The 26,416-nt window shown below is 45.8% G+C and carries 21 protein-coding genes; 12 read left to right on the top strand and 9 right to left on the bottom strand.

All coding sequences use genetic code 11. The annotated features are described in order from the left end of the window. Positions 1-66 precede the first annotated feature (66 nt). The 3 genes from GKG41_RS07255 to GKG41_RS07245 form a co-directional block, all read right to left on the bottom strand. Entirely contained in the window at positions 67-942 is an 876-nt protein-coding gene (locus GKG41_RS07255; RefSeq protein ID WP_154257862.1) for a YitT family protein, read from the bottom strand. A gap of 110 nt (positions 943-1,052) precedes the next feature. Further along, positions 1,053-2,453 (bottom strand): MFS transporter, encoded by a 1,401-nt coding sequence (locus GKG41_RS07250; RefSeq protein ID WP_154257861.1) that lies wholly within the window; start codon positions 2,451-2,453, stop codon positions 1,053-1,055. A gap of 514 nt (positions 2,454-2,967) precedes the next feature. Continuing rightward, positions 2,968-3,840, bottom strand: coding sequence for a YitT family protein (locus GKG41_RS07245; RefSeq protein WP_072854622.1), 873 nt, complete (start codon positions 3,838-3,840; stop codon positions 2,968-2,970). A 134-nt stretch (positions 3,841-3,974) separates the two neighbouring features. On the opposite strand from GKG41_RS07245, the gene GKG41_RS07240 reads away from it, so the two are divergent. The 9 genes from GKG41_RS07240 to GKG41_RS07200 all read left to right on the top strand — a co-directional run bounded on the left by GKG41_RS07240 (position 3,975) and on the right by GKG41_RS07200 (position 16,511). After that, a complete protein-coding gene (locus tag GKG41_RS07240) occupies positions 3,975-4,598 on the top strand; it encodes a hypothetical protein (RefSeq protein WP_154257860.1) in 624 nt (207 codons plus the stop codon). Between the two features lie 124 nt (positions 4,599-4,722). Then, positions 4,723-5,904: an SAM-dependent methyltransferase gene (locus tag GKG41_RS07235; protein ID WP_154257859.1), complete on the top strand. Its 1,182-nt coding sequence runs from the start codon at positions 4,723-4,725 to the stop codon at positions 5,902-5,904. Further along, the gene (locus GKG41_RS07230; protein ID WP_154257858.1) at positions 5,885-8,341 is read left to right on the top strand and encodes a hypothetical protein; all 2,457 of its coding nucleotides are present in this window, start codon (positions 5,885-5,887) and stop codon (positions 8,339-8,341) included. Before GKG41_RS07235 ends, GKG41_RS07230 begins: the two co-directional genes overlap by 20 nt. A 19-nt stretch (positions 8,342-8,360) precedes the next feature. Continuing rightward, positions 8,361-9,476: an aminopeptidase gene (locus GKG41_RS07225; protein WP_154257857.1), complete on the top strand. Its 1,116-nt coding sequence runs from the start codon at positions 8,361-8,363 to the stop codon at positions 9,474-9,476. Positions 9,477-9,740: 264 nt separating this feature from the next. Further along, positions 9,741-10,262: a sigma-70 family RNA polymerase sigma factor gene (locus tag GKG41_RS07220; RefSeq protein WP_154257856.1), complete on the top strand. Its 522-nt coding sequence runs from the start codon at positions 9,741-9,743 to the stop codon at positions 10,260-10,262. Positions 10,263-10,278: 16 nt separating this feature from the next. After that, positions 10,279-12,375: a beta-propeller domain-containing protein gene (locus GKG41_RS07215; RefSeq protein WP_173015649.1), complete on the top strand. Its 2,097-nt coding sequence runs from the start codon at positions 10,279-10,281 to the stop codon at positions 12,373-12,375. A gap of 105 nt (positions 12,376-12,480) precedes the next feature. Continuing rightward, complete coding sequence (gene asnS / locus GKG41_RS07210; protein ID WP_154257854.1) at positions 12,481-13,872, top strand: asparagine--tRNA ligase; 1,392 nt, start codon at positions 12,481-12,483, stop codon at positions 13,870-13,872. 31 nt (positions 13,873-13,903) lie between these two features. Beyond that, positions 13,904-14,956, top strand: coding sequence for a metallophosphoesterase (locus GKG41_RS07205; RefSeq protein ID WP_154257853.1), 1,053 nt, complete (start codon positions 13,904-13,906; stop codon positions 14,954-14,956). 19 nt (positions 14,957-14,975) lie between these two features. Continuing rightward, entirely contained in the window at positions 14,976-16,511 is a 1,536-nt protein-coding gene (locus GKG41_RS07200; protein WP_173015650.1) for an ATP-binding protein, read from the top strand. 83 nt (positions 16,512-16,594) lie between these two features. Here the strand turns inward: GKG41_RS07200 and GKG41_RS07195 are convergent, their stop codons facing one another. The 4 genes from GKG41_RS07195 to murC all read right to left on the bottom strand — a co-directional run bounded on the left by GKG41_RS07195 (position 16,595) and on the right by murC (position 21,563). Continuing rightward, positions 16,595-17,770 (bottom strand): ribose-phosphate pyrophosphokinase, encoded by a 1,176-nt coding sequence (locus GKG41_RS07195; protein ID WP_154257851.1) that lies wholly within the window; start codon positions 17,768-17,770, stop codon positions 16,595-16,597. A gap of 2 nt (positions 17,771-17,772) precedes the next feature. Further along, positions 17,773-18,762, bottom strand: a complete 990-nt coding sequence (locus GKG41_RS07190; protein ID WP_226903771.1) for an ATP-binding protein — start codon at positions 18,760-18,762, stop codon at positions 17,773-17,775. A 17-nt stretch (positions 18,763-18,779) separates the two neighbouring features. Further along, positions 18,780-19,880: a DnaD domain protein gene (locus GKG41_RS07185; RefSeq protein ID WP_154257850.1), complete on the bottom strand. Its 1,101-nt coding sequence runs from the start codon at positions 19,878-19,880 to the stop codon at positions 18,780-18,782. Positions 19,881-20,183: 303 nt separating this feature from the next. Further along, the gene (gene murC / locus GKG41_RS07180; RefSeq protein WP_154257849.1) at positions 20,184-21,563 is read right to left on the bottom strand and encodes a UDP-N-acetylmuramate--L-alanine ligase; all 1,380 of its coding nucleotides are present in this window, start codon (positions 21,561-21,563) and stop codon (positions 20,184-20,186) included. A 301-nt stretch (positions 21,564-21,864) separates the two neighbouring features. Between murC and GKG41_RS07175 the strand changes: the two genes are divergently transcribed. The 3 genes from GKG41_RS07175 to spoVG are packed head-to-tail and all read left to right on the top strand — an operon-like array spanning position 21,865 to position 24,577. After that, positions 21,865-23,139 carry a glucose-1-phosphate adenylyltransferase gene (locus GKG41_RS07175; RefSeq protein ID WP_154257848.1) on the top strand — a complete coding sequence of 425 codons (1,275 nt, stop codon included), beginning with the start codon at positions 21,865-21,867 and terminating at the stop codon, positions 23,137-23,139. Then, positions 23,136-24,251: a glucose-1-phosphate adenylyltransferase subunit GlgD gene (gene glgD, locus GKG41_RS07170; protein WP_154257847.1), complete on the top strand. Its 1,116-nt coding sequence runs from the start codon at positions 23,136-23,138 to the stop codon at positions 24,249-24,251. Before GKG41_RS07175 ends, glgD begins: the two co-directional genes overlap by 4 nt. Positions 24,252-24,289: 38 nt before the next feature. Beyond that, a complete protein-coding gene (gene spoVG / locus GKG41_RS07165; RefSeq protein ID WP_072854483.1) occupies positions 24,290-24,577 on the top strand; it encodes a septation regulator SpoVG in 288 nt (95 codons plus the stop codon). Positions 24,578-24,622: 45 nt separating this feature from the next. On the opposite strand, the gene GKG41_RS07160 is transcribed toward spoVG, so the two are convergent. Together GKG41_RS07160 and GKG41_RS07155 are read right to left on the bottom strand one after the other, a co-directional pair. Next, the gene (locus tag GKG41_RS07160; protein WP_154257846.1) at positions 24,623-24,856 is read right to left on the bottom strand and encodes a helix-turn-helix transcriptional regulator; all 234 of its coding nucleotides are present in this window, start codon (positions 24,854-24,856) and stop codon (positions 24,623-24,625) included. Positions 24,857-24,977: 121 nt separating this feature from the next. Further along, the gene (locus tag GKG41_RS07155) at positions 24,978-26,357 is read right to left on the bottom strand and encodes an RsmB/NOP family class I SAM-dependent RNA methyltransferase (RefSeq protein ID WP_154257845.1); all 1,380 of its coding nucleotides are present in this window, start codon (positions 26,355-26,357) and stop codon (positions 24,978-24,980) included. Positions 26,358-26,416: the final 59 nt, after the last annotated feature.

Raw genomic sequence — 26,416 nt, 5'->3', positions numbered from 1 at the left:
CCGTCTGCGACACTCCGTCCGCCGACTATATAACCTCGAACTTCACATACACAAAACCCATCATTTTTACAGATGCGGCTGAAAATACCCTTCTATTGCTGACACTGTCTGAAAGGCAATAAAGGAATGGGGATCCAGGGCATGAACCTTCCGTCTTAGTTTATTGACCTCATATTTGGAGAGTACGGTCATATAAACATGCATTTTTGTATGGCTGTATACTCCCTGCCCGGTCCATTCGGTGCCGCCGCGGCTGAGATCTTGGGTTATGACCTGTGCTACTTCCGGGTTAGAGGTTACAATGAATGCGCTTACCTTTACGGTCTGATAATGAAACCGATCCAGGGCAAAGGAGCTGGTGAAGGTAAAGATGGCGGAATATACTACAACTTCGAAGTCATAGAGAAACAGACAGGTTGTAAATACAAAGATTGCCACGATGACTACTACCTTGCCAACGCTGAAATTTGGTCTTTTTTGGGCAAAATACATGCCCAGGATATCGAGTCCGCCGCCGGAGCTTCCTTCCCGGAGGATCATGCCTGCGCCGAAGCCTGCCACAACGCCTCCGATGAGACAGGCGGTCAGGGGATCGCTGATAATGGGTTCCGGGGGTACCGGGATCAGGGAAAAGAACAGGGAGATCAGGGCAGTGGTGATTACTGTTTTCACAAAGAAAAACTTGCCCAGCTTGAGGAACGCCAGAGTGAGCAGGGGAATATTTATAAGAAATAAGATGATACCAGTAATGTCAAACCCCCTGGGCAGGGCCACATGAGCATAATCTACCAGCAGAGTCCGGAGGATCTGGGCGATACCGGTGAAGTTGCCGCTGTATAAATGCATGGGGGTGATAAGCAGGTTGTAGGGGAGTACAAAGATGATGGCACCTACCCCAACCAGAAACTGTTTTTTTATAAACTCTTTCTTAGCCGTATCCATAAGCTACCTCCTAAAATGGGCCATGATTCATTTTGATATATAAGAATTATATCATGAATCATGGCTCATTCATAGGCTGTTAAAGTCTGGATTTGTAACTGCCGGAAACTTTATTCCTTCACTTCTGCACGTGTCCTCACGGATGTCAGGCCAATAATAAAGATAAGGAACAGGCAGATACCGAAGATCAGAAAGATCATGCCAAGAGACTCTTCCAGTGGTGCATCGCGGTTCAGAATTACACCTGACACAGCGCCGCATACAGTGCCTGCGGCAGAACCGGCAAAAATCAGCATGCCTTGAGCAGCCCCATAATTTTCTTTTGGCATGGTGGACTGAAGGTAGGGGGTGTTCACTACCTGGTCACAGGCGTATCCGGCACCGCCTATCAGGGTCGTAATATAAATAAGGATAACCGATGAGCTGGGCGTCAGGAAAAAGGCCCATGCGAGAAGCGGTATGGCTCCGCAAAGTCCCATGAAGATATAAATTTTCTTGTAGTTCTTAGCACTCTTAGAAATGTACAATCCTACAAAGGAAGCAAGCACGGCACTGCAAATGGTCTGGGGCATGGCAAAGGTGGAGCTTACGGTCACTGACACCTTCATGACATTCTGCCCGAACAGAACAAGATAACCGCTTACCACTACTATGTACATGGTATATAGAAAATGACAAATCCAGGCAATGCGGAACTCTTTGTATTTAAAAAGCCTTACGGAGACTACCGGGTTCTTTGCATTATATTCAAAAATGATCAGCGCGATGAAGCCCACTATTCCTATGATCAGAAGAGCGATACCTATAGGAGAGGTTCTTGGGAAAATAACATTTCCAAAGTTCAGGAAAAATACAATGGAGCAGATGCTGACTACCAGAAGGAAAAGCCCCAAGATATCAATTTTATTATTTTCAGAGACAACTCCCAGCTTAACATGTGGATAGCAGGAAGCATAGAGGCAGATGACCACGATACCAAGGGGGATACCCACAAAAAACGGTCCCCGTACCAAACCGTTGTCAGCCAGAACCCCGGCCAGAAGAGGGCCGGCAAGCTGTCCTACTGCCGCAGCCGTTGCCAGATAGCCAATGTATTTGGGCCTTTCCTCAATGGTAGTAACGTCTGCAATCATGGAAAAAGAGGCGGAGACAAAGAAGCCGCCGCAGATTCCGGTGAGCGCCCAGAATACCATGAGCATCCAGCCGTTCGGGGACATACCTGTAATTGCTGCACATATGAGGAAGCCGGCCAAAGAAAAGATGGTGATCCATTTACGGCCCAAGGTATCACCAAGTTTTCCCGACACCGGGGAGGCAATCATAAGGCCTACAGAGCTGAACACCAGTACAGTGGCGTAAATATCCATAGCATTAAGTCCGCCTAAGAGCCTGGGAAGAGTCAGGCCGCAGCCCATGTTGGCAAACATGTAATTGAAATACATAATGATGGAGGCGAGGATTACCAGCCTCTTTTTCTTTGGATCTAAAACAATATTTACTTCGTTATTCATTTTACCCTCCTCTTTTAAGTAGTACCGTCAAATAAACGGGGTTTGGATTCAGCCCTCAGCTGGCTGTACATGATTCCTGGAGTGAGTAATAACTCATATGCCATATTATCAGCACCCGCATCGCCCCCCTTCGATCCTTTTACAGTCCTTTATGCAATAATTATAATCGGCTTCTTATGTATTCGCCTAAAATTAACCAAACACGTACTTTCGGTCAGATTCATTTTGCAGAAAAGCATTTTCTGTAAATGCAAATTTCGTTAAATGACTAGATTTTTTATTTTTTCAGACAACAATAGGAATACCTGCACATAAGGAGGCGGAACGTGAACTTGAACGACAAAAAAACATCCCCACCGGAGTCTTCAATGTTTTAAAACATTGACTCCAATGAGGATGTCATTTACCCTTGCAGATCCCATCTGCAAAAGCTCTATATTTAATTTTAGGGTCACGTCTTTACCCCGCTGATAAGTTTAGGAACAGGTAATTTTTACCCCGCAGTTTATCGGTTTTACAACCGAGACTCGTAATTGCCGGATACCTCAGTCACCTGCTGGAATACGATAAAGGCTTTGGGATCAATTTCCCGTACCTTCCGCTTCAGCTGACCCATCTCATATTTAGAAATGATCGTCATAAATACGTAAGTATCCTGGTGTGTATATGTACCTTCTCCCCGCCAGGTGTTGGCACCCCGGCCCAGGTCATGGGTGATAATGGGCCCCACATCAATATTCTTGGTGAAGATTGTTGCGGACATTTTGATATTCTGGAAATGTGTTTTGTCCAGAGCAAGGGAGCAAATAATGGTAAAAATTGCTGAAAAAATAACGGTTTCAATATTATAAAGGAAGGCGCATATCGTAAAGATAACAGCAGCCATCATCATGGTGATTTTGCCCACGCTGAAATTGGGATTTTTCTTAGTGGCATACATACCTACAATATCCATACCGCCGCAGGAACCGCCGTAACGGAGGATAATACCGCCCCCGAATCCGCTGACGACACCGGCTACCAGACAGCCTGCCATGGGATCACTGACTAAGGGTTCTGCAGATACCGGGATGATGGAGAAAAAGATTGTCATCACCGTAACATTAATTATTGTCTTGTAGAAAAAAGTTCTTCCCAGCGTTTTAAACGCCAGAACAAACAAGGGTATATTGATCAAATACAGGATAATACCTGTCCAGTCGAAGGTCATCTTAATGTGTGCGTAATCTGATAAGAGTGTCCTCGCAATCTGCGCAATACCCGTGAGATAACCACTGTATAAATGCATTGGAGTGGTTATGAGGTTGTACGGAACTACGTAAAGGAACACGCCGATGGTGATGATCAGCTGGTCCTTCCAGAAGTCCTTGCTCTTTAGTTCATTCATTTTCATCCTCCCAAAAAATTTTCATATACATGAAATAAATAATATAAATTTCTCCCAGCCCAATTATAGCACAAAGTATTCCCAGGGACTATACTATATATAGTAAAATATAATTATTTTTTAAGGGGAAAACAGTGTATTACGAAAAACCATTACCATTTTATATGACTTATCCGTATGCTGATATGTATGACCAGGAATGGATGCTGGAACAAGAGATGGAAAAAATGAAATCCTATTACCCAAAGAATGCAGCTATGGTACAGAAATTCGTGGAAGACGCCTGTGATAAGATAGAATATGAAGGAAGTATGATATACGATGAATACCCAGACCGGTTTATGATGAATCAAATGTGTGATCACATCTACAGCCAGGTAAAAGAGGAAAATGCTCGATTGGAAATGATGGAATTGGAAAAGATACAAAAGGAAGAAGAGAAGGTAATACCTATAGAGCTTCCGGAACGGCTGAGAAGAGAGCTGGAAAGGGAGAAGACACCCGGGGAAGACAATATGTATGAAGAAAATAAAATGTATGAGGAAGATAAAATGTCTGGGGAGGATCCGGAAGAGGAAATGACAGGGGATCCGGGATATGACCAGGAGAAGATAAAAAAAATCGAAAAAGATATGGCTGAAAAAATGCAGACCCAGGAGATTTCAGATCGGGCGCTGAGGGAACTGGTACAGGTTTTATTCTTTAATGAAGTGTACAGAAGACGCTGCAGAAGACGCAGATGCAGACGTTATTTTTAGGAATATTAGGTCTTGTGGTTTATCTTTAAAACCTTTACAATAATATCATGAATGAGCCGTGAGTTTTTCTCACGGTTCTTCTGAAGTGACAATAGGACAAACTCTCGCAGATGGAGATTATTATATGACAGATTTAATAGAATTTTTAAATAGATATGTAGAGCAGGGGCTGCATCAGATGACAATCAGCGGCCCAAGGAATAAAGAAGGGATTCGTAAGATTAAGATACGTCCGGTTATGTTGAAAGGTGAGCTGAAGTACCAGGTGTCTGAGACTCTGGGACAAAAGGAGCTGCACCATAATTATAGGAAGGAAGAGCTTATTCCCTATGTACAGCAGAAGATGGAAGGGCAGTTTCGGCAGCTTCAGATGGAGGGCGGCAGCGCCCGGGGAAGTGTACTGGTGAGCAAAAAGGGGAAAATGACGATCCAGGTGAAGGAAATGCAGGTATCCTGCTGCAAACAGGAGGTTTCTCTGGAGCATAACCGCAAAAAGAAATATCTTCTACAGGAAGGAATCCCTGTACCGTTTTTAATAGATCTGGGAGTTATGAACCAGGAGGGAAGGATACTCAAACCCAAATACGATAAATTTAAGCAGCTGAACCGTTTCCTGGAATTCATTGAAGATGTTCTTCCGAAACTTGACAGGGAGAGAGAGATTACTGTCCTGGATTTTGGCTGCGGAAAATCTTATCTGACCTTTGCCATGTATCATTACCTGAAGGAATTAAGAGGGTATGATGTAAAGATTATAGGCCTGGATCTTAAAGCTGATGTGATAGAGACCTGCAGCGGTCTGGCCAGAAAATATGGGTATGAGAAACTCCAGTTTCTCCAGGGGGATATTGCTTCCTACAAAGGTACCGGCCGGGTGGATATGGTTGTGACCCTGCATGCCTGCGATACTGCCACGGATTACGCTTTGGCAAAAGCGGTAGCATGGGATGCCTCTGTGATTCTGTCGGTTCCCTGCTGTCAGCATGAGCTAAACGGCCAGATATCTAATGAAATACTGGAACCAGTCTTTTCCTATGGGATTTTGAAGGAACGATTTGCTGCGATTCTCACCGACGGACTCAGGGCCAAGATTCTTGAGAGCCAGGGCTATGACACCCAGATACTGGAATTTATAGATATGGAGCATACCCCCAAGAACCTGCTGATTCGGGCGGTAAAGAGTTCTAAGGGAGTTAAACCGGGGAACCAATACCGGGAATGTATGGAATTCTTCCATGCCAGGCCCACTCTGGAGCATTTGCTGTGTGCAGGAGAGGAGGCCGAAGATGAAGCGAATTCTAACTAAGATTGGCATTTTGGCTGCTTTGTTTGTAATTGCCGTGCTGGTGATAAGCAGCAGAATGAACAAACAGACAACGGATAATAAGACAGATTTGGAGGCTGCCAGTCTGCCGGTGCTGTCGATGGAAATCGACGGCAATGAGCTGAATCAGCTGCTGGGATATAAGCAGGAGATGCAGGTAGACTTTATGCGGGACAGTCTGACACCCATAGATACGGATAAAGAGATTACGCTGGCAATCACCCCCTGCGGCCATAAGATAAAGAGCGTAGCCTACGAGGTACGTACCTCAGATGGAAGTAAGGTGGTAGAAAATGCAAAGATAAAATCATTCTCTAAAGAGGAAAATACGCAGAAAGCTACGTTTGCCATACAGCAGCCCATCCGGATGAACCAGGAATATTCCCTGAGGTTTGCCGTGGAGACGGATAAGGAGACGGTGTATTATTATACCAGGCTGATACAGAGGGCGGGGCTGAATACAGACAAATATCTGGAATTTGCGGAAACATTTTACCAGCTGTGTCTGGATAAGAGTTCCCGGTCAGAGTTGACCAAATACCTGGAGACAGACAGCTCTATGAATAGTCAAAGCTATACGGAGGTAAATATTAAGTCTACCAATGACATGGTGAGCTGGGGGAAACTGGAGCCTCAGCTGTTCCGGAAAGGAATCCCTACCATAAAGGACATTAATGAGACAACCGGGAGCATTTCCATTGAGTATATGATCTCAGCCAAGGATGAGGAGGGGAACCAGGAACTTTACCATGTGACAGATTTTTACAGGATGCGGTACACCCAGGCCAGGGTGATGCTGCTTGACTTTGAGCGTTCTGCCAGGCAGGTATTTGACGGAAATCTGCCCGTGATAACTAAGGATGGGATTAATCTGGGCGTGGCCTCCAAAGAAGTACAGCATGTGACTAACCAGAACGCAGATATTGTGGCCTTTGTTCAGGAGGGAGAGCTTTGGAGTTATAATAAGACGGCCAATAAGCTTACCAGAATTCTCAGCTTCAGAGAGGACGGGGAATCGGATATCCGATATGAAAGCACTGCCCATAGTATGAAGATTATCCGTGTAGGAGAGACTGGAGACGTGGATTTTGTGCTATACGGGTATATGAGCAGGGGCAGCCATGAAGGTGTCGTGGGGACAGGCGTCTATCATTACAGCAATGATCAGAATGTACTGGAAGAAAAATTCTTTCTTCCAACCACTCAGTCTTATGAATTTTTAAGGAAGGATCTGGAGAAGCTATCCTATATCAGTACTCAGGATCAGCTGTATCTCCTTCTGGAGGGCAGTCTGTACCGGTTCGATACACAGAGTAAGGAATATGAGGTGCTGAAATCCGGGATTCCCAAGGATGGGTTCTATGTATCGGCGACAAACGCTCACGCTGCCTGGATGGAGGGAAATGACGCTAATAATACAACACAGATTACGGAGATAGATTTTGAGTCAGGGGAAACCAGGACGATCACCGCGGCAGAGGGAACCAGGCTGAGAGCGGTAGGATTTATCAATGAGGATCTTGTTTACGGAATTGCCAATGAGTCCGATATCCTCACAGATGCATCCGGAAATATCCAGTTTGCTATGAATGAGGTTAGGATTGAAAGCTTTGACGGCACCCTGGTAAAGAATTACCAGCAGGAGGGGGTGTACATCCTGGGGATAACACTTCAGCAGGGGCTGATTGAGCTTTCCAGGGCTAACTGGCAGGACGGAGCTTATGTGGAGATTAACACTGACCATATTATGAACAATGTACAGCAGGAAGAGAAGGCAATCACCGTAAATGCGAAAGTGACAGAGCGGCAGGGAATGCAGATACGGCTGAACTTCAGCAGCAGTATCAGAGATAAGAATCCTCTGGTAATGGTTTCAAAGATGATGGAAAGCCAGGAAAACCGGACGCTCAATATGGAAGTTGAAAAAACACAGGATGGTCAGGCATACTATGTGTATGCAAAAGGAAAGCTGGACAGTATTTTCACCAGGCCAAATGAAGCCATAGTAAGGGCGGATGAACAAACCGGAGTCGTTCTGAACCGTGCGCAGCAGTATGTGTGGGAAAGAGGAAACCTGAAAACAAGGGTTACTATGGAACTGGGGGATATACCGGAGGTATTTAAGACTGGAGAGCTGGATACAGATGCTCTGGCAGAAGGGCTGGGCAGTTCCGGAACTGTGCATAATCTCACCGGCTGTTCCCTGCAGAGTGTTCTCTATGAGGTGAGTGCTTCCCGTCCGGTTATAGCTAAGATCTCGGATACAGAATCGGTTCTGATCATAGGATATGACCCATATAACACGATTCTTTATAATCCGGTTACCCAGGAAACCTACCCCTATGGTCTGAATGACAGCACTGAGCTGTTCCAGAGTGCAGGCAACGTATTTATCAGTTATATAGAATCCATAGATTAATCAGTAACAGGAGGACGCGATGGACGAGAGATTAAAAAAACTGGCCAGAGGGCTGGTACAGTATTCCTGCCGGGTACAGGAGAATGAAAAGGTGTATATCCACTATATTGGAGAGGAAACCGGGGATCTGGCCAGACAGCTGGTGAAAGAGGTATATGCCGCTAAGGGAATTCCATTTGTACATTACACGGATCCCCGTCTTCAGAGAGAGCTCCTTCTCTCTGCTAAAAAGGAACAGATGGAACTGATGGCAAAGGTGGATGCTCTGGAGATGTCAAATATGGACTGCTATATTGGAGTAAGAGGCAGTGATAACGTATCTGAGCTGTCAGATGTGCCGCCGGAGAACATGAAGCTGTACGAACAATATTATTCCACTCCGGTTCACCATGAGATTCGGGTGCCCCATACAAAGTGGGTAGTGCTTCGTTATCCCAATGCCTCTATGGCTCAGCTGGCCAATACCAGCAGGGAAGCTTTTGAGGACTTCTATTTCGATGTGTGTACACTGGATTACTCGAGAATGGAAGAGGCAATGAAACCGCTGGTAGAGTATATGAACCGGACGGACCGGGTCCGCCTGGTAGCTCCGGGGACAGATCTTACTTTCTCTATCAAGGATATCCCCGCGGTTTCCTGCAGCGGAACCTGTAATATCCCCGATGGTGAGGTATATACAGCACCGGTGAGAGATTCTGTAAACGGGACCATCACTTACAATACACCCTCTCCGTATCAGGGCTTTGTATTTGAAAATGTGAAGCTTACCTTCAGGGATGGGAAGATCGTGGAGGCTGCTGCCAATGATACCACAAGGATTAATCAGGTCTTTGACACGGACGAGGGAGCCAGATATATCGGAGAGTTTGCCATCGGGGTGAATCCTTATATTCTGGAGCCCATGAAGGATATTCTGTTTGATGAGAAAATACAGGGCTCCATCCATTTTACGCCGGGAAACTGCTACGATGAGGCGCCAAACGGCAATGAGTCTTCCATCCATTGGGATATGGTACTGATTCAGAGGCCGGAATATGGCGGGGGCGAGATTTATTTTGACGATGTGCTGATCCGCAAGGACGGAAGATTTGTAGTACCGGAGCTGGAAGGACTGAATCCGGAGAATTTAAAATAAAACTCTGCATACGAGGAACATTTGCATCACAGGCAATGTCCCCGGACACAGAGCGGGAGATCCGCCTAAGGGCGGTGCCGAAGCAGCTGAGGTGCGACGGCACCGCCTTTTCTATGCGGGTCTTGCTGTTATTTGGATATAAAATAGGATTTAATGCAACAAAAGGAAGTTTGAAGGACACTATATCTATGAATTCGAACTTCAGAACCAGCTGCTGAAGCAGGGTACCAGTGAAAGTGAAATCCATGGATGAGAGGTGAGGAGATGGGAGAATACAGTGAATTGGCCCAAAAAGCAAGGGAAAGGGATCCCAAAGCTTTCGCCAGTTTATATGAGATGGTTTACCAGGATATGTATCATATGGCGCTCTATACATTGAGAAATCCCCAGGACGCAGAAGACGCGGTCAGTGAAACAGTGACGGACGCCTATGCAGGAATACATAATCTCCGGGATGCAGATGCATTTCGGGGCTGGATATTTAAGATCCTTTCCAACAAGTGTAAGAGAAGACTGAAAGAATATCTGAATAAGACGGTGGAATTAGGGGAGGAGCTGACAGACTCGGTATCTCTGGAAATGCATGCTCCGGATCCGGATGAGAATATGCAGGTCAGAGAGGCCTTTTTCCGGCTGGGGGAAGAGGAGAGGCTGATAGTTGCCATGAAAGTTTTCGGTGGTTATCAGAGCAAAGAGATCGGTGCCATATTACATAAAAGCCATAATACAGTACGCTCAAAGTTAAGCCGGGCGCTGGAAAAGATGCAGCGCTATCTGGATGAATAGAAAGGAGGAAGGTGACATGAATGAATTGGATTTTCTGGAAAAAATCCGTCAGTCGGCCCAGGCAGATGAGATCCCGGAAGGACTACGTCCGGAACAGATAGAGAGAAAGCTGGAATCCTCCTCACAGGGACGGAAAAAGCATGTCATACGCCGCTGGGCTGCAGGTGCAGGAGCTGCCGCGTGTGTAGGTTTGGCAGTATTTTCATGGTTTGTCAGCTCGCAGACGGGAGACATGAAGAACCAGATGGAATCGGCAGAATCTCAAGCTGTGGCAGATTCGGCTCCCAGCAGTGACGAGAAGGCAGATACAGGGACAGAAGGGGAGATTGCGGCTGCAGAGGATGTTGAAAAGGTAATGGCCTCAGCTGCAGATTATCAGCAGGTCTATGATACGGTAAAGTATCCTCAGGCAGAAACTTATAAGGAAGACAGGGGAATTCTTGGAACTATATCCGACTGGATCAGCGGGGGCAGTAAGTCCGATGCTATGGAAAAGTCGGAATCTACCGCAGATACCGCAGCTGCTCCGGAGTCAGGCGCTGCCACAAATGACCAGGCAGCCGGTGCGGATACATCCGCAGACAGTGCAGACGGCAGCTCTTATTCTGATACGAATGTCCGGGAAGCGGGAGTGGATGAGGCAGATATCGTTAAGACAGACGGAAAATACATCTATCTTGTTACCCGGCAGGGAATGCTTCAGATAGTGGAAGCCAGGGGCGGGGACATGAAACTGGCATCCACGATCCGGCTGGAGGCTGCAGGTGAGGGGATACAGGAGATGTATGTAGACGGGGATGTGCTAAGTGTGATAACATCCGATTATGAGACTGCCCTTTATGAAAGAGAGAAGAATACTTACGATACCCTGGAACAGCAAACTACCCATTTGTATACGTATGATATCTCTGATCGGACGAAGGTAAGGCAGACTGGGCATATTTCTCAGGAGGGGTATTACCAGTCCTCCAGAAAGTCGGGGAAGTATGTATATCTCTTTACCAATTATACGCCGTATAATACAGAGGATCCGGAGGCTGTGGAGGAGTATATCCCCAGGGTTAACGGGGAGCTGCTTCCGGCAGAGGACATTTATCTGCCCAGGGAACAGAATATATCCAGTTATATTGTAATAACCTCAGTGGATACAGGAAAGCCTGATAAAGTACAGGATACCAAGGCCCTGGTTGCCGGGAGTGATATGATGTATGTGAGCAGCTCCAACATTTATATTACCAGGCCGGAATGGTCCCAGGGCGGAAACAGAACTTCCATTGTCCGATTTGCATATAAAGAGGGAAAGATCAAGGCCGAGGCGGCAGCCTCTGTCAATGGGTATCTCAATGATTCTTTCTCCCTGGACGAATATGAGGGGAATCTGCGGCTGGTGCTCACTGCCAGTGACGCCAGGGGAGTGGATACCAATGGGCTGTATATCCTGGATCAAAAGTTGGAGGTCACAGGGAAGATTGAGAATCTGGCAGAGGGAGAACGGATAAAATCTGCGCGGTTTATGGGGGATAAGGGATATTTTGTAACCTTCAGAAACACAGATCCCCTGTTCTCCGTTGACTTGTCGGATCCCCAGAATCCTGCGGTTTTGGGAGAACTGAAGATCCCGGGATTCTCAGAGTATCTGCATTACTACGGAGACAATCTTCTTCTTGGCATTGGCAGAGATGCGGATCCCGAGACGGGCAAGGAACTGGGACTGAAGCTGTCTATGTTTGATATCAGCGATCCATCCAATGTGACGGAGAAGAGCAAAATGATTCTGGACGCAGTTTCGGAGTACAGTGTTGCAGCTAACTATAAAGCAATTATGATAGATCCGGAAAAGAATCTCTTTGGGTTCGCCTACACAGAAGGAGGATATTCTCCTTCAGGGGAATATCCCAACGCATATTACGGTGTGTTTTCCTACGAGGAGGGAACCGGATTTGTCAATAAACTGGTCTGGCCTCTCTATGAAAATCAGGAGGATCACTACGGAGGGTTTACGGATGCCAGGGGTCTCTATATAGACAATACTATCTACATTTATAATGGGAGCAGTTTGACAGCTTTTGACATGAATCAGGAGTATCAGCAGACCGGGAAATTGGAATGGTAGTTTTTATGTTAGTCCTTGCGTGATAATTTGCAATGCGATATACTAAAGGGTGGAGTAAGCCAGGGAGAACTTACTCCGCCTTAATATTATAAAAGGAGTAAGAATATGGACCTTATAACAGTAAAGGATATTTACAAAGACAGAGATAAGTACATGGACCGGGAAGTAACCCTGGGCGGATGGGTTCGAAGCGTAAGGGACTCTAAGACATTCGGATTCATTGTACTTCATGACGGAAGTTTTTTTGAGACAATGCAGATTGTATACAGCGACAGTATGGATAATTTTACCCAGATTTCTAAATTAAATGTAGGTGCGGCTATTTTGGTTACAGGGACTCTTGTGGCTACTCCTCAGGCAAAGCAGCCTTTTGAGATTCAGGCCAGTGAAATCCTTGTTGAGGGAGAGTCCGCGCCGGACTATCCTCTCCAGAAGAAACGCCACAGTCTGGAATACCTGAGAACCATTTCTCATCTGCGCCCCAGGACGAATACATTTCAGGCAGTGTTTCGCGTGCGCTCTCTGATTGCCTATGCAATCCACAAATTTTTCCAGGAGAGAGGCTTTGTCTATGTGCACACTCCACTGATCACAGGAAGTGACTGTGAGGGCGCTGGGGAGATGTTCCGTGTCACCACTCTGGATCTGGAGAATCTGCCGAGAACAGAGGATGGCAAAGTGGATTACACCAGGGATTTCTTTAATAAGGAGACAAGCCTTACAGTGAGCGGCCAGCTGAATGGGGAGACATACGCACAGGCGTTCCGTAATATTTATACCTTCGGACCTACATTTAGGGCAGAGAATTCGAATACCACAAGGCATGCAGCCGAATTCTGGATGATTGAGCCGGAGATGGCGTTTGCGGATCTGGAGGACAATATGGCACTGGCTGAGGCAATGCTCAAATATGTCATCCGCTATGTCATGGAGGAGGCGCCGGAGGAGATGAAGTTCTTTAATTCCTTTGTGGACAAGGGCCTTCTGGATCGCCTTCAGGGAGTCGTAAATGCAGATTTTGCCCATGTGACTTATACAGAGGCAATTGAGATTCTGGAGAAGGTTAACGACAAATTTGAATATAAAGTATCCTGGGGATGTGATCTGCAGACAGAGCACGAGAGGTATCTGACAGAACAGGTATATAAGCGTCCTGTCTTTGTAACGGATTATCCCAAGGAGATTAAGGCGTTCTATATGAAACTGAACGGGGATGGCAGAACGGTTGCCGCCATGGACTGCCTGGTGCCTGGAATCGGGGAGATTATAGGAGGGAGCCAGAGAGAGGATTCCTACGAAAAGCTAACCGCCCGTATGGAAGAGCTTGGGCTAAAACCGGAAGACTATGAGTTTTACCTGGATTTGCGGAAATACGGTTCTACCAGACATTCTGGCTTCGGACTAGGATTTGAGCGCTGCGTGATGTATCTGACTGGTATGAGCAATATCCGTGACGTGATTCCATTCCCCAGAACTGTTAATAATTGTGAGTTATAAGCCATTGTGCTTAGGAGATGAGTGACTTTTAATGAGATTTATTCACATTGCAGATGTACACCTGGGGGCAGTGCCTGATAAGGGATATCCCTGGAGTGAGGAGAGAGAAAAAGAAATATGGAGAAGCTTTCAGAGAGTCATTTGTCAGGTCGGCCGCACAGAGGCCGACCTTCTTCTCATTGCCGGGGATTTATTTCACCGGCAGCCTCTGAAAAGAGAACTGAAAGAGGTGAATTATCTTTTTTCTACCATACCGGATACAAAGGTTATTTTGATGGCGGGAAACCATGATTATCTCAAGAAGGATTCCTTTTATCAGAGATTTCCGTGGAATCCCAATGTTTATTGCCTCTGGGGAAAAGAATGCGGGAAAGTCTGCCTGGAGGAACTGGATACCTGTATCTATGGTTTGAGCTATTACAGCCGGGAAATCCGGGAACCGCTTTACGATCACATACGCCCGGTCAGGACAGAGGGGTGTACGAACATACTTCTGGCCCACGGAGGAGACGAACGCCATATTCCAATCCACCGGGAACTTCTGCAGGTGGCAGGGTTTGACTATGTGGCTTTGGGTCATATTCACAAACCGGGCAAGATTCTGGGACACAGGGGTGCTTATGCTGGGGCGCTGGAACCTCTTGACAGAAATGATACGGGTCAACACGGGTACGTTCTGGGGGAATGCAACAGTTCAGGAACCACAATTCAATTTGTGCCTTTTGCCTGCAGATCCTATATTCCCCTGATTATTACAGTTGATCCTGAAGACACGCAGCTGTCGGTGGAGACGGAGATACGCCGTGAGATACAGGAAAGTGGAAGGGATAATATCTTTCAGATCTTTTTGGAGGGATTCCGGGATCCCGATCTGGAATTTGTATTGCCGGATTTGTATAAACTGGGGAATATTGTAGAAGTACTGGATGATACCCAGCCGGATTATGATTTTCAGACCATCCGTGAGAAATACGAGGGAAGTCTGATTGGCGAGTATGTGGCGCATTTTATGGAAAAGGACAGAACAATTATAGAGAATAAGGCTTTATACTATGGGCTGCGTGCCCTCTTGGGAGAAGAATAAGTTCCGGTGGAGATTATGTATGATTATAGAACATTTATGGATAAAAAATTTTGGTAAACTGCATAACAAAGAGCTGGACTTTGGAGAAGGCATCACTATTATTTTTGGAGAAAATGAGAGCGGAAAGAGTACTCTTCACACATTTATCCAGGGGATATTCTTTGGCATCCGAAAGATGAGGGGAAGGGCAGCCAAAAACGATGTGTACAGCCGCTTTGAACCCTGGGAGAACAGCAGCTACTACGCGGGGGTCATCCGGTTTTCCTGCGGGGGGAAAACCTTCCGTCTGACCAGGAATTTCAGCAAGGCAAACCAGCGGGCTGAACTTATCTGCGAGGATGACGGCGAGCAGCTGTCGGTGGAGGATGGAGATCTCGGTATTCTTCTGGGAAATATCAGCCAGGTGGTATACGACAATACCGTATCCGTGGGTCAGTTGAAGAACCAGACCGTAGAGGGGATCATGGCTGAATTACGCAATTATATGTCCAATTATCAAAGCGATACAGAAGGACAGATTGATATTGAAAAGGCTGTGGCTGCCCTGAAAGAGAAGAAAAGAGGGTTTGAGCAGGCAAGAAAAGAGGAAGTGGGAAAGCAGGAGGAGATACTTAACGGAATTAAGGGAAAGCTTTTATTTCTGGAGGAGGAAAGGGCGGAGCTGGAGGAGAAGATCAGTGATGCCGTGACGAGAAGGGAAAGGCTGAGGCAGAGAGACAGGAAAGCCGATAAAAGAGAGAAGGTTCCCGTTATGCAGAAAGAGCATCGCGGGAGCATAGGTGTCCTATTGGCAGGCGCCCTGGTTATTCTTCTGAGCCTTCTTCTGATCCCCGGGATGATAGGAGGAGTCACGGGGGCGGCAGCCGGTCTGGTGACTGTCTTTTTTCTGTTCCGATATCCGAAAAAAAGTTCCCCGGGCCCGCAGGAGGAGCACAATCTGCCGGAGGAGGAAGGAGATATTCAGGAAGAGGAAAAGAAACTGGAGTGGAAGCTGGAACATCTTAGGGAAGAGGCGGAAGAAAAAGAGACCTCCTGTGAGAATCTCAGGGAAGAATACCAGGAGCTGTTAGAAAAGCACAGCCGGGAGATGACTCCTCTCCAGGAGGAGATAAAAGGGATCGAGCTGGCTATAGACACCATACAGGAACTTTCCGGGGCAATGCAGACCCAGATTGGAGACCGCCTGAAGACCCAAACCTCGAAAATATTAGGCCAGCTGACAGGAGGCAGATATACGCAGATATCCATCAGTGATGAATTCCAGATTCACCTGAATACCAGCGAACACTTTAGCCCTCTGGAGCAGCTGAGCAGGGGCACTATAGAACAGGTATACTTTGCGCTGAGAATGGCAGTCTCAGATATCCTGTGCAGAGAAGAAGAACTCCCGGTACTGCTGGATGAACCCTTTGTCATGTACGACAGCCAGAGGCTCCGTAACACGCTGAAATGGCTGTCAGAGAATAAACAGCAGGTACTCATATTTACCTGCCAGGAAAGAGAGATAGAGGCGCTGGAAGCGCTGGGGCTGGAGTATCATATGGTCAGGTTGTAAAAAGGGACAGGGCAGTACTCAAAAGGGGACACCCTGGATCGAATTTGGGACGTGTTCCTTTTAAAAAGAACACGTCCCCTTTTTTAACTTTGACAATGCCGGTTCATTAATCTGTGGATTCTTTCCACTGGATCTAACAGCTTACTGATGGATGCATCGTGATTAATGGTATCAATCAGCAGTGCGATATATTTGCTCATGTCACAGTTTACATAATATGGTTTTTCCAGCAATTCAGGTGTCTGATATACAAGATTCGTTGTAAGGAGCCTGTCAAACAGTCCCTGCTCATACGCTCTGTCAAACTTTTCCAGGCCATTTGTGAAAAGTCCGAAGGTGGAACACATGAAGATCTTCCCTGCCTCTTTTTCTTTCAGCAAGGCGGCGACCTCCAGCATACTGTCTCCTGAAGAGATCATATCATCAATGATAATCATATTCTTGCCTTTTACATCAGCCCCCAGGAACTCGTGAGCCACTATGGGATTGCGCCCGTCTACGATATGTGCGTAGTCACGCCGTTTATAGAACATACCCATATCCACGCCCAGCACATTGGCAAGATAAATGGCTCTTTCCGTACCTCCGGCGTCGGGACTTATGACCATCAGATGACCGCTGTCCAGAGGGAGATCCGGTTCTACACGGAATAACCCTTTCAGGAACTGGTAAGTGGGGCGTACAGTCTCAAAGCCATGCAGGGGTATGGCGTTCTGGACTCTAGGATCATGGGCATCAAAGGTGATTATATTCTCCACCCCCATGTTCAGCAGTTCTTTTAAGGCAATGGCACAGTCCAGGGATTCCCGCCCGCTCCGGCGGTGCTGACGGCTCTCATACAGGAACGGCATAATGACATTTACTCTTCGGGCTTTTCCGCCCACCGCAGCAATAATACGCTTCAAATCCTGGAAATGGTCGTCTGGTGACATTCGGTTGGTATATCCGCAGAGAGAGTAGGTGAGGCTGTAGTTGCATACATCCACCATGATATACAAGTCATCGCCGCGTATGGATTCATTGATGACGCCCTTGGCCTCCCCGGAACCGAAACGCGGGGTTGAGGAAGCGATAATATAGGAATCCCTTTCGTACCCCTCAAACGCTATGGTAGATTTCAGCTCATTTTGGCGCTCCTTTCTCCAACGTACCAGATAATTGTCTACCTTCTGGCCCAGGCTCGTACAGCTTTGCAGCGGCAGAATACCCAGTCTTCCAACGGGAAGGGTATTCAGATTTGCATTTTCTTTCGGTGCCATTCTTACTTTCCTCCTAAAAGTTTTTTTTGTATTCTGATATCTTTGCCGATAAGTTTAATCATAGTGTAATTGCTGGATATCCGGGAAAAGGTTCGTTCCGAATAAGTCTCCAGGAAATTTTCTATGGAAAGATTTGTGGAGATAATCGTTGACTTTTTGCGGATGAGGCGCTCGTTAATACACAAGAAAAGCTGGGAAGACACAAAACTGTTGGTAAGTTCTGTTCCCAGATCGTCAATAATAAGCAGATCGCAGTCAAAGACATATTCATTCCCCTCTTCAGAACCGCTGTTTCTGTTAAAAGTGTTTTTCGCAAACAGGTCAAAGAGATCAAAGGCTGAAAAGTACATAACACAGTACGCCCGATCAATCAATTCTTTGCTGATGCAGTGGGACAGATAGGTCTTTCCCACACCTGTATCCCCGTACAGAAAAAGATTCCCAAAACTGCTTTGAAATCGGTTAATGAAGTCCCATGCCTTATCCACGGCCTGATGGGCAGTCTCCAGTGAGGTAAGCCCGGTAGCCGGATTGACAAGGGATCCGGAATAATAATCAAAGGAAAAATGATCAAAATTCTCTACTTCTAGTATATCCTTAATATTGGACTGTGTATACAGCAGATCTACAGATGCCTTTTTAAAACAGGTACATTTTTCGTTGTCAATATATCCCGTATCCTGGCATAGGGGACAGTCATAATGGAGATCCAGATAATCTGCCGGAAAACCATTGGCCGCCAGAAGACTTTTCCTTTCCAGGGACAGCGCTGAGATGGCAGAGGGGAGATCAAATTCCTCCCCCGGGGATTCCCCCAGAAGGAGTCGCGCCTTTTTCAGGCTTAAGGCTCCAATTTCCTGATCAATTTCTGCCAAACGGGGAATCTTAGTATATGCGGCGGCAATGTGTTCGTCCTGTATGTGCTTGTTGCGCAGCTGTCTGCGGTTATATTCCCGCATAATGGCATCGTATTGTGAGTTCTTTAGCGACACGTTTTGTCTCCTTCACTTTACTGGTTCAATAGTTGTCTTTCCAATGCACTTAATTCATCTTCGTCATAGTCCCGCTGGTGGAAATTATTAAACTTATTCTTAGAAGCATTACCGGAAGCCGGCTTGCGGGTATTGGCCTGAGGCGCAGAGACCGCCTTTTCGGCCTTTGCCTGCTGATGCCGGGTGTCCAGGACCTCGATATCCGATACGTGGTGTACACCTTGTTTTTTCCATCTGACGAGGATGCTGTCTGCATAGGGAAAGCTGGCCTGGTTGGTCTGAAGCACAGTGCGCTGGCAGGCCTGGGAAATAATATCCAGGGTAAACCCGTAATCCTTCATCCAGAGATCCATATAGCGGATCTCAGCCTCAATGGGATTGCGGCCCTTGATTCCAAATGCTTTTAAAATGGTATAGTAATCTTTATGGTAAGCAGAGGATTCCTTTTTGGCCATAGCCACGGTAGTAATACCATTCTTTGCCCAGGCAAGGGCCACCGCCTCAACGTAGTGCATACTGGCGCTCCCCTTGGAGACACAGTATTCTATAAGGTACTCAATGAGGTCTGCGGAAAAATGAAGCTCATCATAAAAATACAAAATTCGGGACACGTCTGTCTGAGACAGAGTTTTGCCCAGATACTGCTCTGCTATAAACAATAATTGTTTGATTTCATCATTTTCCTTCAGCTTTTTCTCCCTGTCGGAGGTAAGCTTTGCTTTTTTCGGACTTTTTTCCGCCGGCACACGTTCTGCGGTGGCGGCAACCGGGGCGGTGATATCTTCCCGGACAGCCAGGGACTCAGAGGAAGCCGGCCGGCTCTGCAGCGGCAAAAATACGATGTCCGTAAGATTTTTTTGTTCATCCAGGGTTATGTCCAGGATCCCGGCTTTTTTCCAGTAATTCAGTGCCCGGATTACATCCTTTTCCGTACAGGTAAAAGTATCCGCAATGGAAGAAAGGGTAATCGCCGCATCGGGTACGGCAGTTGCCCTTAACAGATGTAGGTATATTTTTACAAACTCTCCGTTGGCCTGAGGCATATAGTCATCCAAAAAAATATTAGAGATTACAGTAGTCTCAAGTGCACAATGGTTATGTATGGTAATCTGACGCATAAGTGTACACATCCTTTTTTCGTGTTCACGGTGATTATATCACACTTATCATTAAATGAGAACAAGCATTTTTTTGACAGCCTCTTTCTGAGTAATCCACAAGAATAATGTGGATAATGTGGATAGTGTGGGAACGAAAAGAAGAAAAAATATTATTTACAACCAATAAAGGTGAAAAAGCAAGGGATTTGTGGTATTTTGTAAAAAAATGCAGTCGAATTATGTCAACAGGGAAATGCACAAAAAAATCCACATGCCCTTCGCACACAAAATGTGTATAAGCATGTGGATAATGTGGATAAGTTAGATTCCCAGCAGGTTTTCCCCGATTTTAAGCACATCTCCGGCTCCCATAGTTATCAACAAATCTCCGTGGGTACAGTTTTCCAATAAAAAGTTTTCGACTTCATCAAAGGTGGGGAAATAATATACTTCTGTCCCCAGATCTGCTATTTTATCCCGGAGTATTTTGGAGGATATACCAAGGTTGTCGGTTTCTCTTGCCGCATAAATATCTGTCAGTATGACTTTATCCGCCAGTGTAAGCGCATGGGCAAATTCATCCATGAGCGCTTTTGTCCGCGTGTAAGTGTGTGGCTGGAAGACGCACCAGGTGGTATTATGGGGATAATTCTTTGCGGTGGTCAAGGTAGCGCGTATCTCTGTGGGATGGTGCGCATAATCGTCAATGACGGTTACCCCTCCTACCTTACCTTTATATTGAAAACGTCGATCGGTGCCTCCAAAGTGCAGCAGCCCTTTTTTGATAGTCTCTGCAGTGAGACCCAGCTTATTCCCAAGGGCAATGGCTGAGAGTGCATTGGATACGTTGTGAATGCCCGGTACCTGAAGGGTAAAGCGGCCTATCTTCTGTCCCTGGTACAGACAGTCAAAAGAAGGATGGGCAAACTCGTCAAAGGTAATTTCAGAGGCGGTGTAATCTCCCTGTTGTTCCAGACCGTAGGTAATGATGCCGCATGGCAGTCCGTCTGTGATTTCTGTATAATTGGGGATATCGCTGTTGATAATTAAAGTTCCGTCCTCGGGAAGCTTCTCTGCAAAAAGGCGGAAGGATCGGCGAATATCGTCAATATCTTTAAAAAAATCAAGATGATCAGCATCAATATTCAAAATAATACTGATCTTTGGGAAAAAGCTAAGGAAGCTGTTCGTGTACTCACAGGCTTCTGTGATGAATGTTTCCGAGGAACCCACACGGATATTCCCATGGATTGCAGGCAGAATGCCCCCCACGGAAATCGTGGGATCCAGTTCTCCCTCAAGGAGCAGGTGAGAGATCATGGAAGTGGTGGTAGTCTTGCCGTGAGTGCCGGAGACTGCAATGGGGGTATCATAATTCTTCATAATCTGTCCTAAAAGCTCAGCCCTTGACAGCATAGGCAGCTTCTTGTCTGCCGCGCAGGTGTATTCCGGATTGTCAGGGTGAATGGCCGCTGTGTAGACAACCAGCTGAGTAGTTTCTTCTATATTAGAGGCACGCTGTCCGTAATAGATACGGGCCCCCTGTTCCTCCAGACGCCGGGTGAGGCTGCTTTCCCTGGAATCAGATCCGGTAATGGTAAAATCCTCCTGGAGCAGAATTTCTGCAAGCCCGCTCATACTGATTCCACCGATGCCGATGAAATGGATGTGCATGGGTTTTTTAAAATCTATCTGATACATAGTACATTAATACTCCTTCATATATTTTCTCTAGAGTTATTATACTCTGAACTTCCAGAATTGAAAAGGATTTCTTCTCTTTCTATATTTTGGAACATGAAGGCGAGGAAAATAATTCATATCAATGAAAAAGGTGGAAATAACTATGTTTAAAATGCACAAAAAACGGGAAACCGAAGAAAAAGCTCAACAAATGTCACAAAAAGACAGAATATGGTTTTAAATTTTTGTTAAAAATGTTCACTAATTTCTGCTTTTATGATATAATAGAGAAATCATATATAGGACAAGAGGTGATTGCATGATTAAGAAAGAGATGATTGCGATGCTGCTTGCAGGTGGACAGGGCAGCAGGCTTGGCGTTTTAACGGCAAAAGTTGCAAAACCTGCGGTAGCATTCGGTGGAAAATATAGAATTATTGATTTTCCGCTCAGTAACTGTATTAATTCAGGAGTTGATACAGTAGGGGTATTGACACAGTACCAGCCTTTGAGGCTTAATACCCATATTGGTATTGGAATTCCGTGGGATTTAGATAGAAATGTTGGCGGGGTTACCGTGCTGCCCCCATATGAGAAGAGTACGAACAGTGAGTGGTACACCGGGACAGCCAATGCGATATTCCAGAATATGGACTATATGGAGACCTATAATCCGGATTATGTGTTGATTTTATCGGGAGATCATATTTACAAGATGGATTATGAGGTGATGCTGGATTTCCATAAGGCCAATAAAGCTGATGTGACAATTGCAACAATGCCCGTACCTATTGAGGAGGCAAGCCGATTTGGTATTGTGGTGACGGATGAAGTCAGCAGAATCAAAGAATTTGAGGAAAAACCAGAGAAACCAAGCAGTAATCTGGCTTCTATGGGTATTTATATATTCAGCTGGCCAGTGTTAAAAGAGGCTTTGATCGCTATGAAGGATCAGAGCAATTGTGACTTTGGTATGCATATACTTCCCTATTGTCATGAAAAGGGTCAGAGATTGTTTGCCTATGAGTATAACGGCTATTGGAAAGACGTAGGTACACTGGGCTCTTACTGGGAAGCGAATATGGAGCTGATTGACATCATTCCGGAGTTTAATCTCTACGAAGAATTCTGGAAGATCTATACTAAGGGTGACATTATTCCGCCACAGTATATTTCAGAGGATTCCGTGGTGGATCGCTGTATCATCGGCGAGGGCAGCGAGATTTACGGAGAGGTGCATAATTCTGTAATCGGTGCGGGGGTTACTATAGGCAAGGGTACTGTAGTAAAGGATTCTATTATTATGAGGCAGTCATCAGTGGGCAGGAACTGCGTGATTGACAAATCCATTATTGCAGAATGTGTACAGGTCGGGGATGATGTAGTCCTCGGAGTAGGAGAGGATGTACCGAATAAAGTAAAACCAAAAGTATATTCCTTCGGGCTGGTAACCATAGGAGAGAATTCCGAGATCCCATCCAATGTTAAGGTTGGCAAGAATACAGCAATTTCCGGCAGGACACTTCCGGAGGATTATCCGGACGGCACACTTGAGAGCGGTGAAACATTGATAAAGGACGGTGAGGAATCATGAGAGCAATAGGAATAATTCTGGCAGGCGGTAACAATTACAGGATGAGAGAGCTGTCTAATAAAAGGGCAATCGCAGCTATGCCAATTGCAGGAAGCTATCGCAGTATTGATTTCGCATTGAGCAATATGTCCAACTCTCATATCCAGAAGGTGGCAGTATTAACTCAATATAACGCAAGATCCCTGAACGAACATCTGAGCTCCTCCAAATGGTGGGACTTTGGAAGAAAGCAGGGAGGACTTTATATATTTACCCCCACAATTACCTCTGACAACAGCAATTGGTACAGAGGAACTGCGGATGCAATTTTCCAGAATCTCCAATTTTTGAAGAACAGTCATGAGCCGTATGTGGTTATCGCATCCGGAGACGGCATCTATAAGCTGGACTATAATAAGGTATTGGAGTATCACATTGCAAAGCGGGCGGATGTAACTGTGGTATGCACAGACGTCAACGGAGAGGATACCAGCAGGTTCGGAGTCCTTAAAATGAATGAGGACTGCAGAATCGAAGAATTTGATGAGAAACCAATGGTGTCATACTCAAACACGATCTCAACTGGAATCTATGTAATCAGAAGAAGACAGTTGATCGAGCTGATTGAGAAATGTGCCCAGGAGGACAGGCACGACTTCGTAAAGGATATTCTAATTCGTTACAAGAACCTTAAGAGGATTTACGGATATAAGATAAATACCTACTGGAGCAATATATCTTCTGTGGAATCTTATTACAGGACCAATATGGACTTCCTGAAACCAGAAGTGAGAAATTATTTCTTCCGCCAGTATCCGGAGATTCAGTCCAAGATTGACGATCTGCCCCCGGCAAAATATAATCCCGGGGCGGCGATAAAGAACAGTTTAATATCCAGCGGATGCATTATCAATGGGGAGGTAGAGAATTCTATTCTTTTCAAAAAGGTATTTGTTGGCAATAACTGTGTGATAAAAAACTCCATAATTTTGAATGATGTATATCTGGGGGATAATACACATATCGAAAATTGTATTGTAGAAAGCCGTGATACGATTCGGGCAAATTCCTACTACTGCGGAGAAGATGGGATCAAAGTAGTAGTGGAAAAGAACGAGAGGTACGTGCTTTAACAATAAAAAAGAGAAGGCTTATGAAAGGGGCTTAGGGTATGAACATTACAGACGTAAGAGTGAGAAAAGTAGCAAAAGAAGGCAAAATGAAAGCAGTAGTATCTATTACAATTGATGAAGAGTTTGTAGTGCATGATATCAAGGTGATTGAAGGAGAAAAAGGATTGTTTATTGCTATGCCTAGCAGAAAGGCAACAGACGGAGAGTACAGAGATATTGCGCATCCCATCAACTCCAATACGAGAGAACGTATCCAATCAATTATACTTGAAAAATACGAACAGGCTATGGCTGAAGAGCCGGCAGAAGCGATTGGGGAACTGTAATAGAATTGAAAAGCTGCTGTACCGATTTGTGTACAGCAGCCTTTTTTATGAGCGGAAATCAAATAAATCCTTCACAGGTACTTCCAGAATATCTGCGATATCGAATAGTTTATCCAGAGAGATAGACGTTTTCACCTTTGGTGCTTCAATATTACTTATATGTGTACGACTTAAGTCAACAGCCTCTGCCAGCTGAATCTGTGTAAGTCCTCTAAGTTTCCTGTAATATGCAATTGTAAGACCTAGTTCTCTGTATTGTTGCTCTCGTTTTTTATTCATATGGCAGACACACTCCTTTTTTATAGTGTATGCCAAATAAAATGAAAACTAAACAATCCAGAAATTTACAAATGCAAACTTATAATTTGCAAAAACCTGCCCAGAATGTGTTTATGTGGGATCAACGGATTCGCCATCCTGCCGGATATTTGTTTTTCAATACTCCTCTGACAAGTTTTCCCCAACCCAGAGGGAAATCGTCGACGCAGACGAGCTGATATCCTTCAGAGCGGCTTGTCTCGTGCCTCTCTACGGGGAGAGTTTCACCTTTCAGATAGCGGATAACCCTGGGATCTTCCGGGACGAGGGAGAGTACAGATGGATAATGATTTTTTTTCATGGCCAGAGCCAAAGGCTGGCCTGGCTCAAACCTATTTTTCTTTAGTTCGCCCAGACAGAGCCCGTTTCGGAGAAAACGGGGACCCCGCACTGCAGGGCAGGGGCTGGGAAGGTAATAAGCCTTGGATCCCCGTACTTCTACCCGGCTCCAATCCAGAGGCATGGTAACGTCCTGAAAAAAGGCATCCAGAATCTTGCGATCCTCTTTCCTTAGGCGAAGGCTGCCTTCTGTCCCTGAATGCTCCAGAGGGATACCTTCCTTCTGAAAAAGAGCCATAAAGTGTCCTTCTCCGTTCATGCGGTGCGGCCAGATACGGACACATTTTTGAAGCTCCGGATTTCCATTGCCCCAATCGGGTTTTCCCTGGGAGAATCCCTCATACCCTTCCATCTGCAGAAGACGGAGCTGGGGATTGGATTCCAAAAGAAAGGAGATCACACCTTCATTTTCATCCGGAGAAAAGGTACAGGTAGAATAAAGGAGCAGACCTCCAGGTGAAAGCATAGCAGCGGCAGCGGGCAAAATCTCTCTCTGGAGCTTGGCGAATTCCTTGGGACGTTCCGGTGTCCAGGTTCCGGCCACGGCGGGATCCTTCCGAAACATTCCCTCACCGGAGCAGGGGGCGTCCACCAGGATTTTATTAAAGTATTCCGGAAAAACCTCCGCGAGACGATAAGGGACCTCATTTAGAACAAACGAATTGGGAATTCCAAACAGTTCTATATTTTTGAGAAGGGCTTTTGCCCTGGAATTACTGATTTCATTGGCGGCCAGAAGGCCTTCTCCTCTCAGACGTGCCCCCAGTTCCGTAGCCTTCCCTCCTGGTGCGGCGCAAAGATCCAAAACCCTGTCCCCCGGCTGAATCTCCAGCCTGGATGCAGGTGTCATAGCGCTGGGCTCCTGCAGATAGTAGAGTCCGGCGTAATAGTAAGGATGCCTGGCCGGCCGATCCTCTTCGGAATAAAAGAATCCATTGGGGATCCAGGGGATTGGAGTAAGATGGAAGGGGGAGATTCTTTGAAATTCTTCTGGACTGATTTTTAATGTATTTACCCGGAGACCGTATTGTCTCGGAAGGCTGTAGCTTGCTTCAAATGCAGTATATTCATCTTTCAGCATTTCCTTCATCCTGGATAGGAATGCATCGGGGAGCTGGTTCATACGTAATCCTCTTTCCTTAATGTTTTTAGTAGATTTTACTGTAGAAAAAAACACCGTAA

The sequence above is a fragment of the Lactonifactor sp. BIOML-A5 genome, from assembly GCF_009677585.1.
Lineage (GTDB): Bacteria > Bacillota > Clostridia > Lachnospirales > Lachnospiraceae > Lactonifactor.
Note: the sequence above shows the minus strand (reverse complement) of the source record. Positions and strands in the feature narration are given on the sequence as shown.

Bases quoted from the DNA above. Each gene is read 5' to 3' on its own strand.
- GKG41_RS07235 (WP_154257859.1), top strand. From the start codon at position 4,723: ATGACAGATTTAATAGAATTTTTAAATAGATATGTAGAGCAGGGGCTG.
- GKG41_RS07205 (WP_154257853.1), top strand. From the start codon at position 13,904: ATGAGATTTATTCACATTGCAGATGTACACCTGGGGGCAGTGCCTGAT.
- spoVG (WP_072854483.1), top strand. From the start codon at position 24,290: ATGAACATTACAGACGTAAGAGTGAGAAAAGTAGCAAAAGAAGGCAAA.
- glgD (WP_154257847.1), top strand. From the start codon at position 23,136: ATGAGAGCAATAGGAATAATTCTGGCAGGCGGTAACAATTACAGGATG.
- GKG41_RS07255 (WP_154257862.1), bottom strand. From the start codon at position 942: ATGGATACGGCTAAGAAAGAGTTTATAAAAAAACAGTTTCTGGTTGGG.
- GKG41_RS07230 (WP_154257858.1), top strand. From the start codon at position 5,885: ATGAAGCGAATTCTAACTAAGATTGGCATTTTGGCTGCTTTGTTTGTA.
- GKG41_RS07155 (WP_154257845.1), bottom strand. From the start codon at position 26,357: ATGAACCAGCTCCCCGATGCATTCCTATCCAGGATGAAGGAAATGCTG.
- murC (WP_154257849.1), bottom strand. From the start codon at position 21,563: ATGTATCAGATAGATTTTAAAAAACCCATGCACATCCATTTCATCGGC.
- GKG41_RS07250 (WP_154257861.1), bottom strand. From the start codon at position 2,453: ATGAATAACGAAGTAAATATTGTTTTAGATCCAAAGAAAAAGAGGCTG.
- GKG41_RS07220 (WP_154257856.1), top strand. From the start codon at position 9,741: ATGGGAGAATACAGTGAATTGGCCCAAAAAGCAAGGGAAAGGGATCCC.
- GKG41_RS07175 (WP_154257848.1), top strand. From the start codon at position 21,865: ATGATTAAGAAAGAGATGATTGCGATGCTGCTTGCAGGTGGACAGGGC.
- GKG41_RS07215 (WP_173015649.1), top strand. From the start codon at position 10,279: ATGAATGAATTGGATTTTCTGGAAAAAATCCGTCAGTCGGCCCAGGCA.
- GKG41_RS07225 (WP_154257857.1), top strand. From the start codon at position 8,361: ATGGACGAGAGATTAAAAAAACTGGCCAGAGGGCTGGTACAGTATTCC.
- GKG41_RS07245 (WP_072854622.1), bottom strand. From the start codon at position 3,840: ATGAATGAACTAAAGAGCAAGGACTTCTGGAAGGACCAGCTGATCATC.
- asnS (WP_154257854.1), top strand. From the start codon at position 12,481: ATGGACCTTATAACAGTAAAGGATATTTACAAAGACAGAGATAAGTAC.
- GKG41_RS07185 (WP_154257850.1), bottom strand. From the start codon at position 19,880: ATGCGTCAGATTACCATACATAACCATTGTGCACTTGAGACTACTGTA.
- GKG41_RS07160 (WP_154257846.1), bottom strand. From the start codon at position 24,856: ATGAATAAAAAACGAGAGCAACAATACAGAGAACTAGGTCTTACAATT.
- GKG41_RS07200 (WP_173015650.1), top strand. From the start codon at position 14,976: ATGATTATAGAACATTTATGGATAAAAAATTTTGGTAAACTGCATAAC.
- GKG41_RS07195 (WP_154257851.1), bottom strand. From the start codon at position 17,770: ATGGCACCGAAAGAAAATGCAAATCTGAATACCCTTCCCGTTGGAAGA.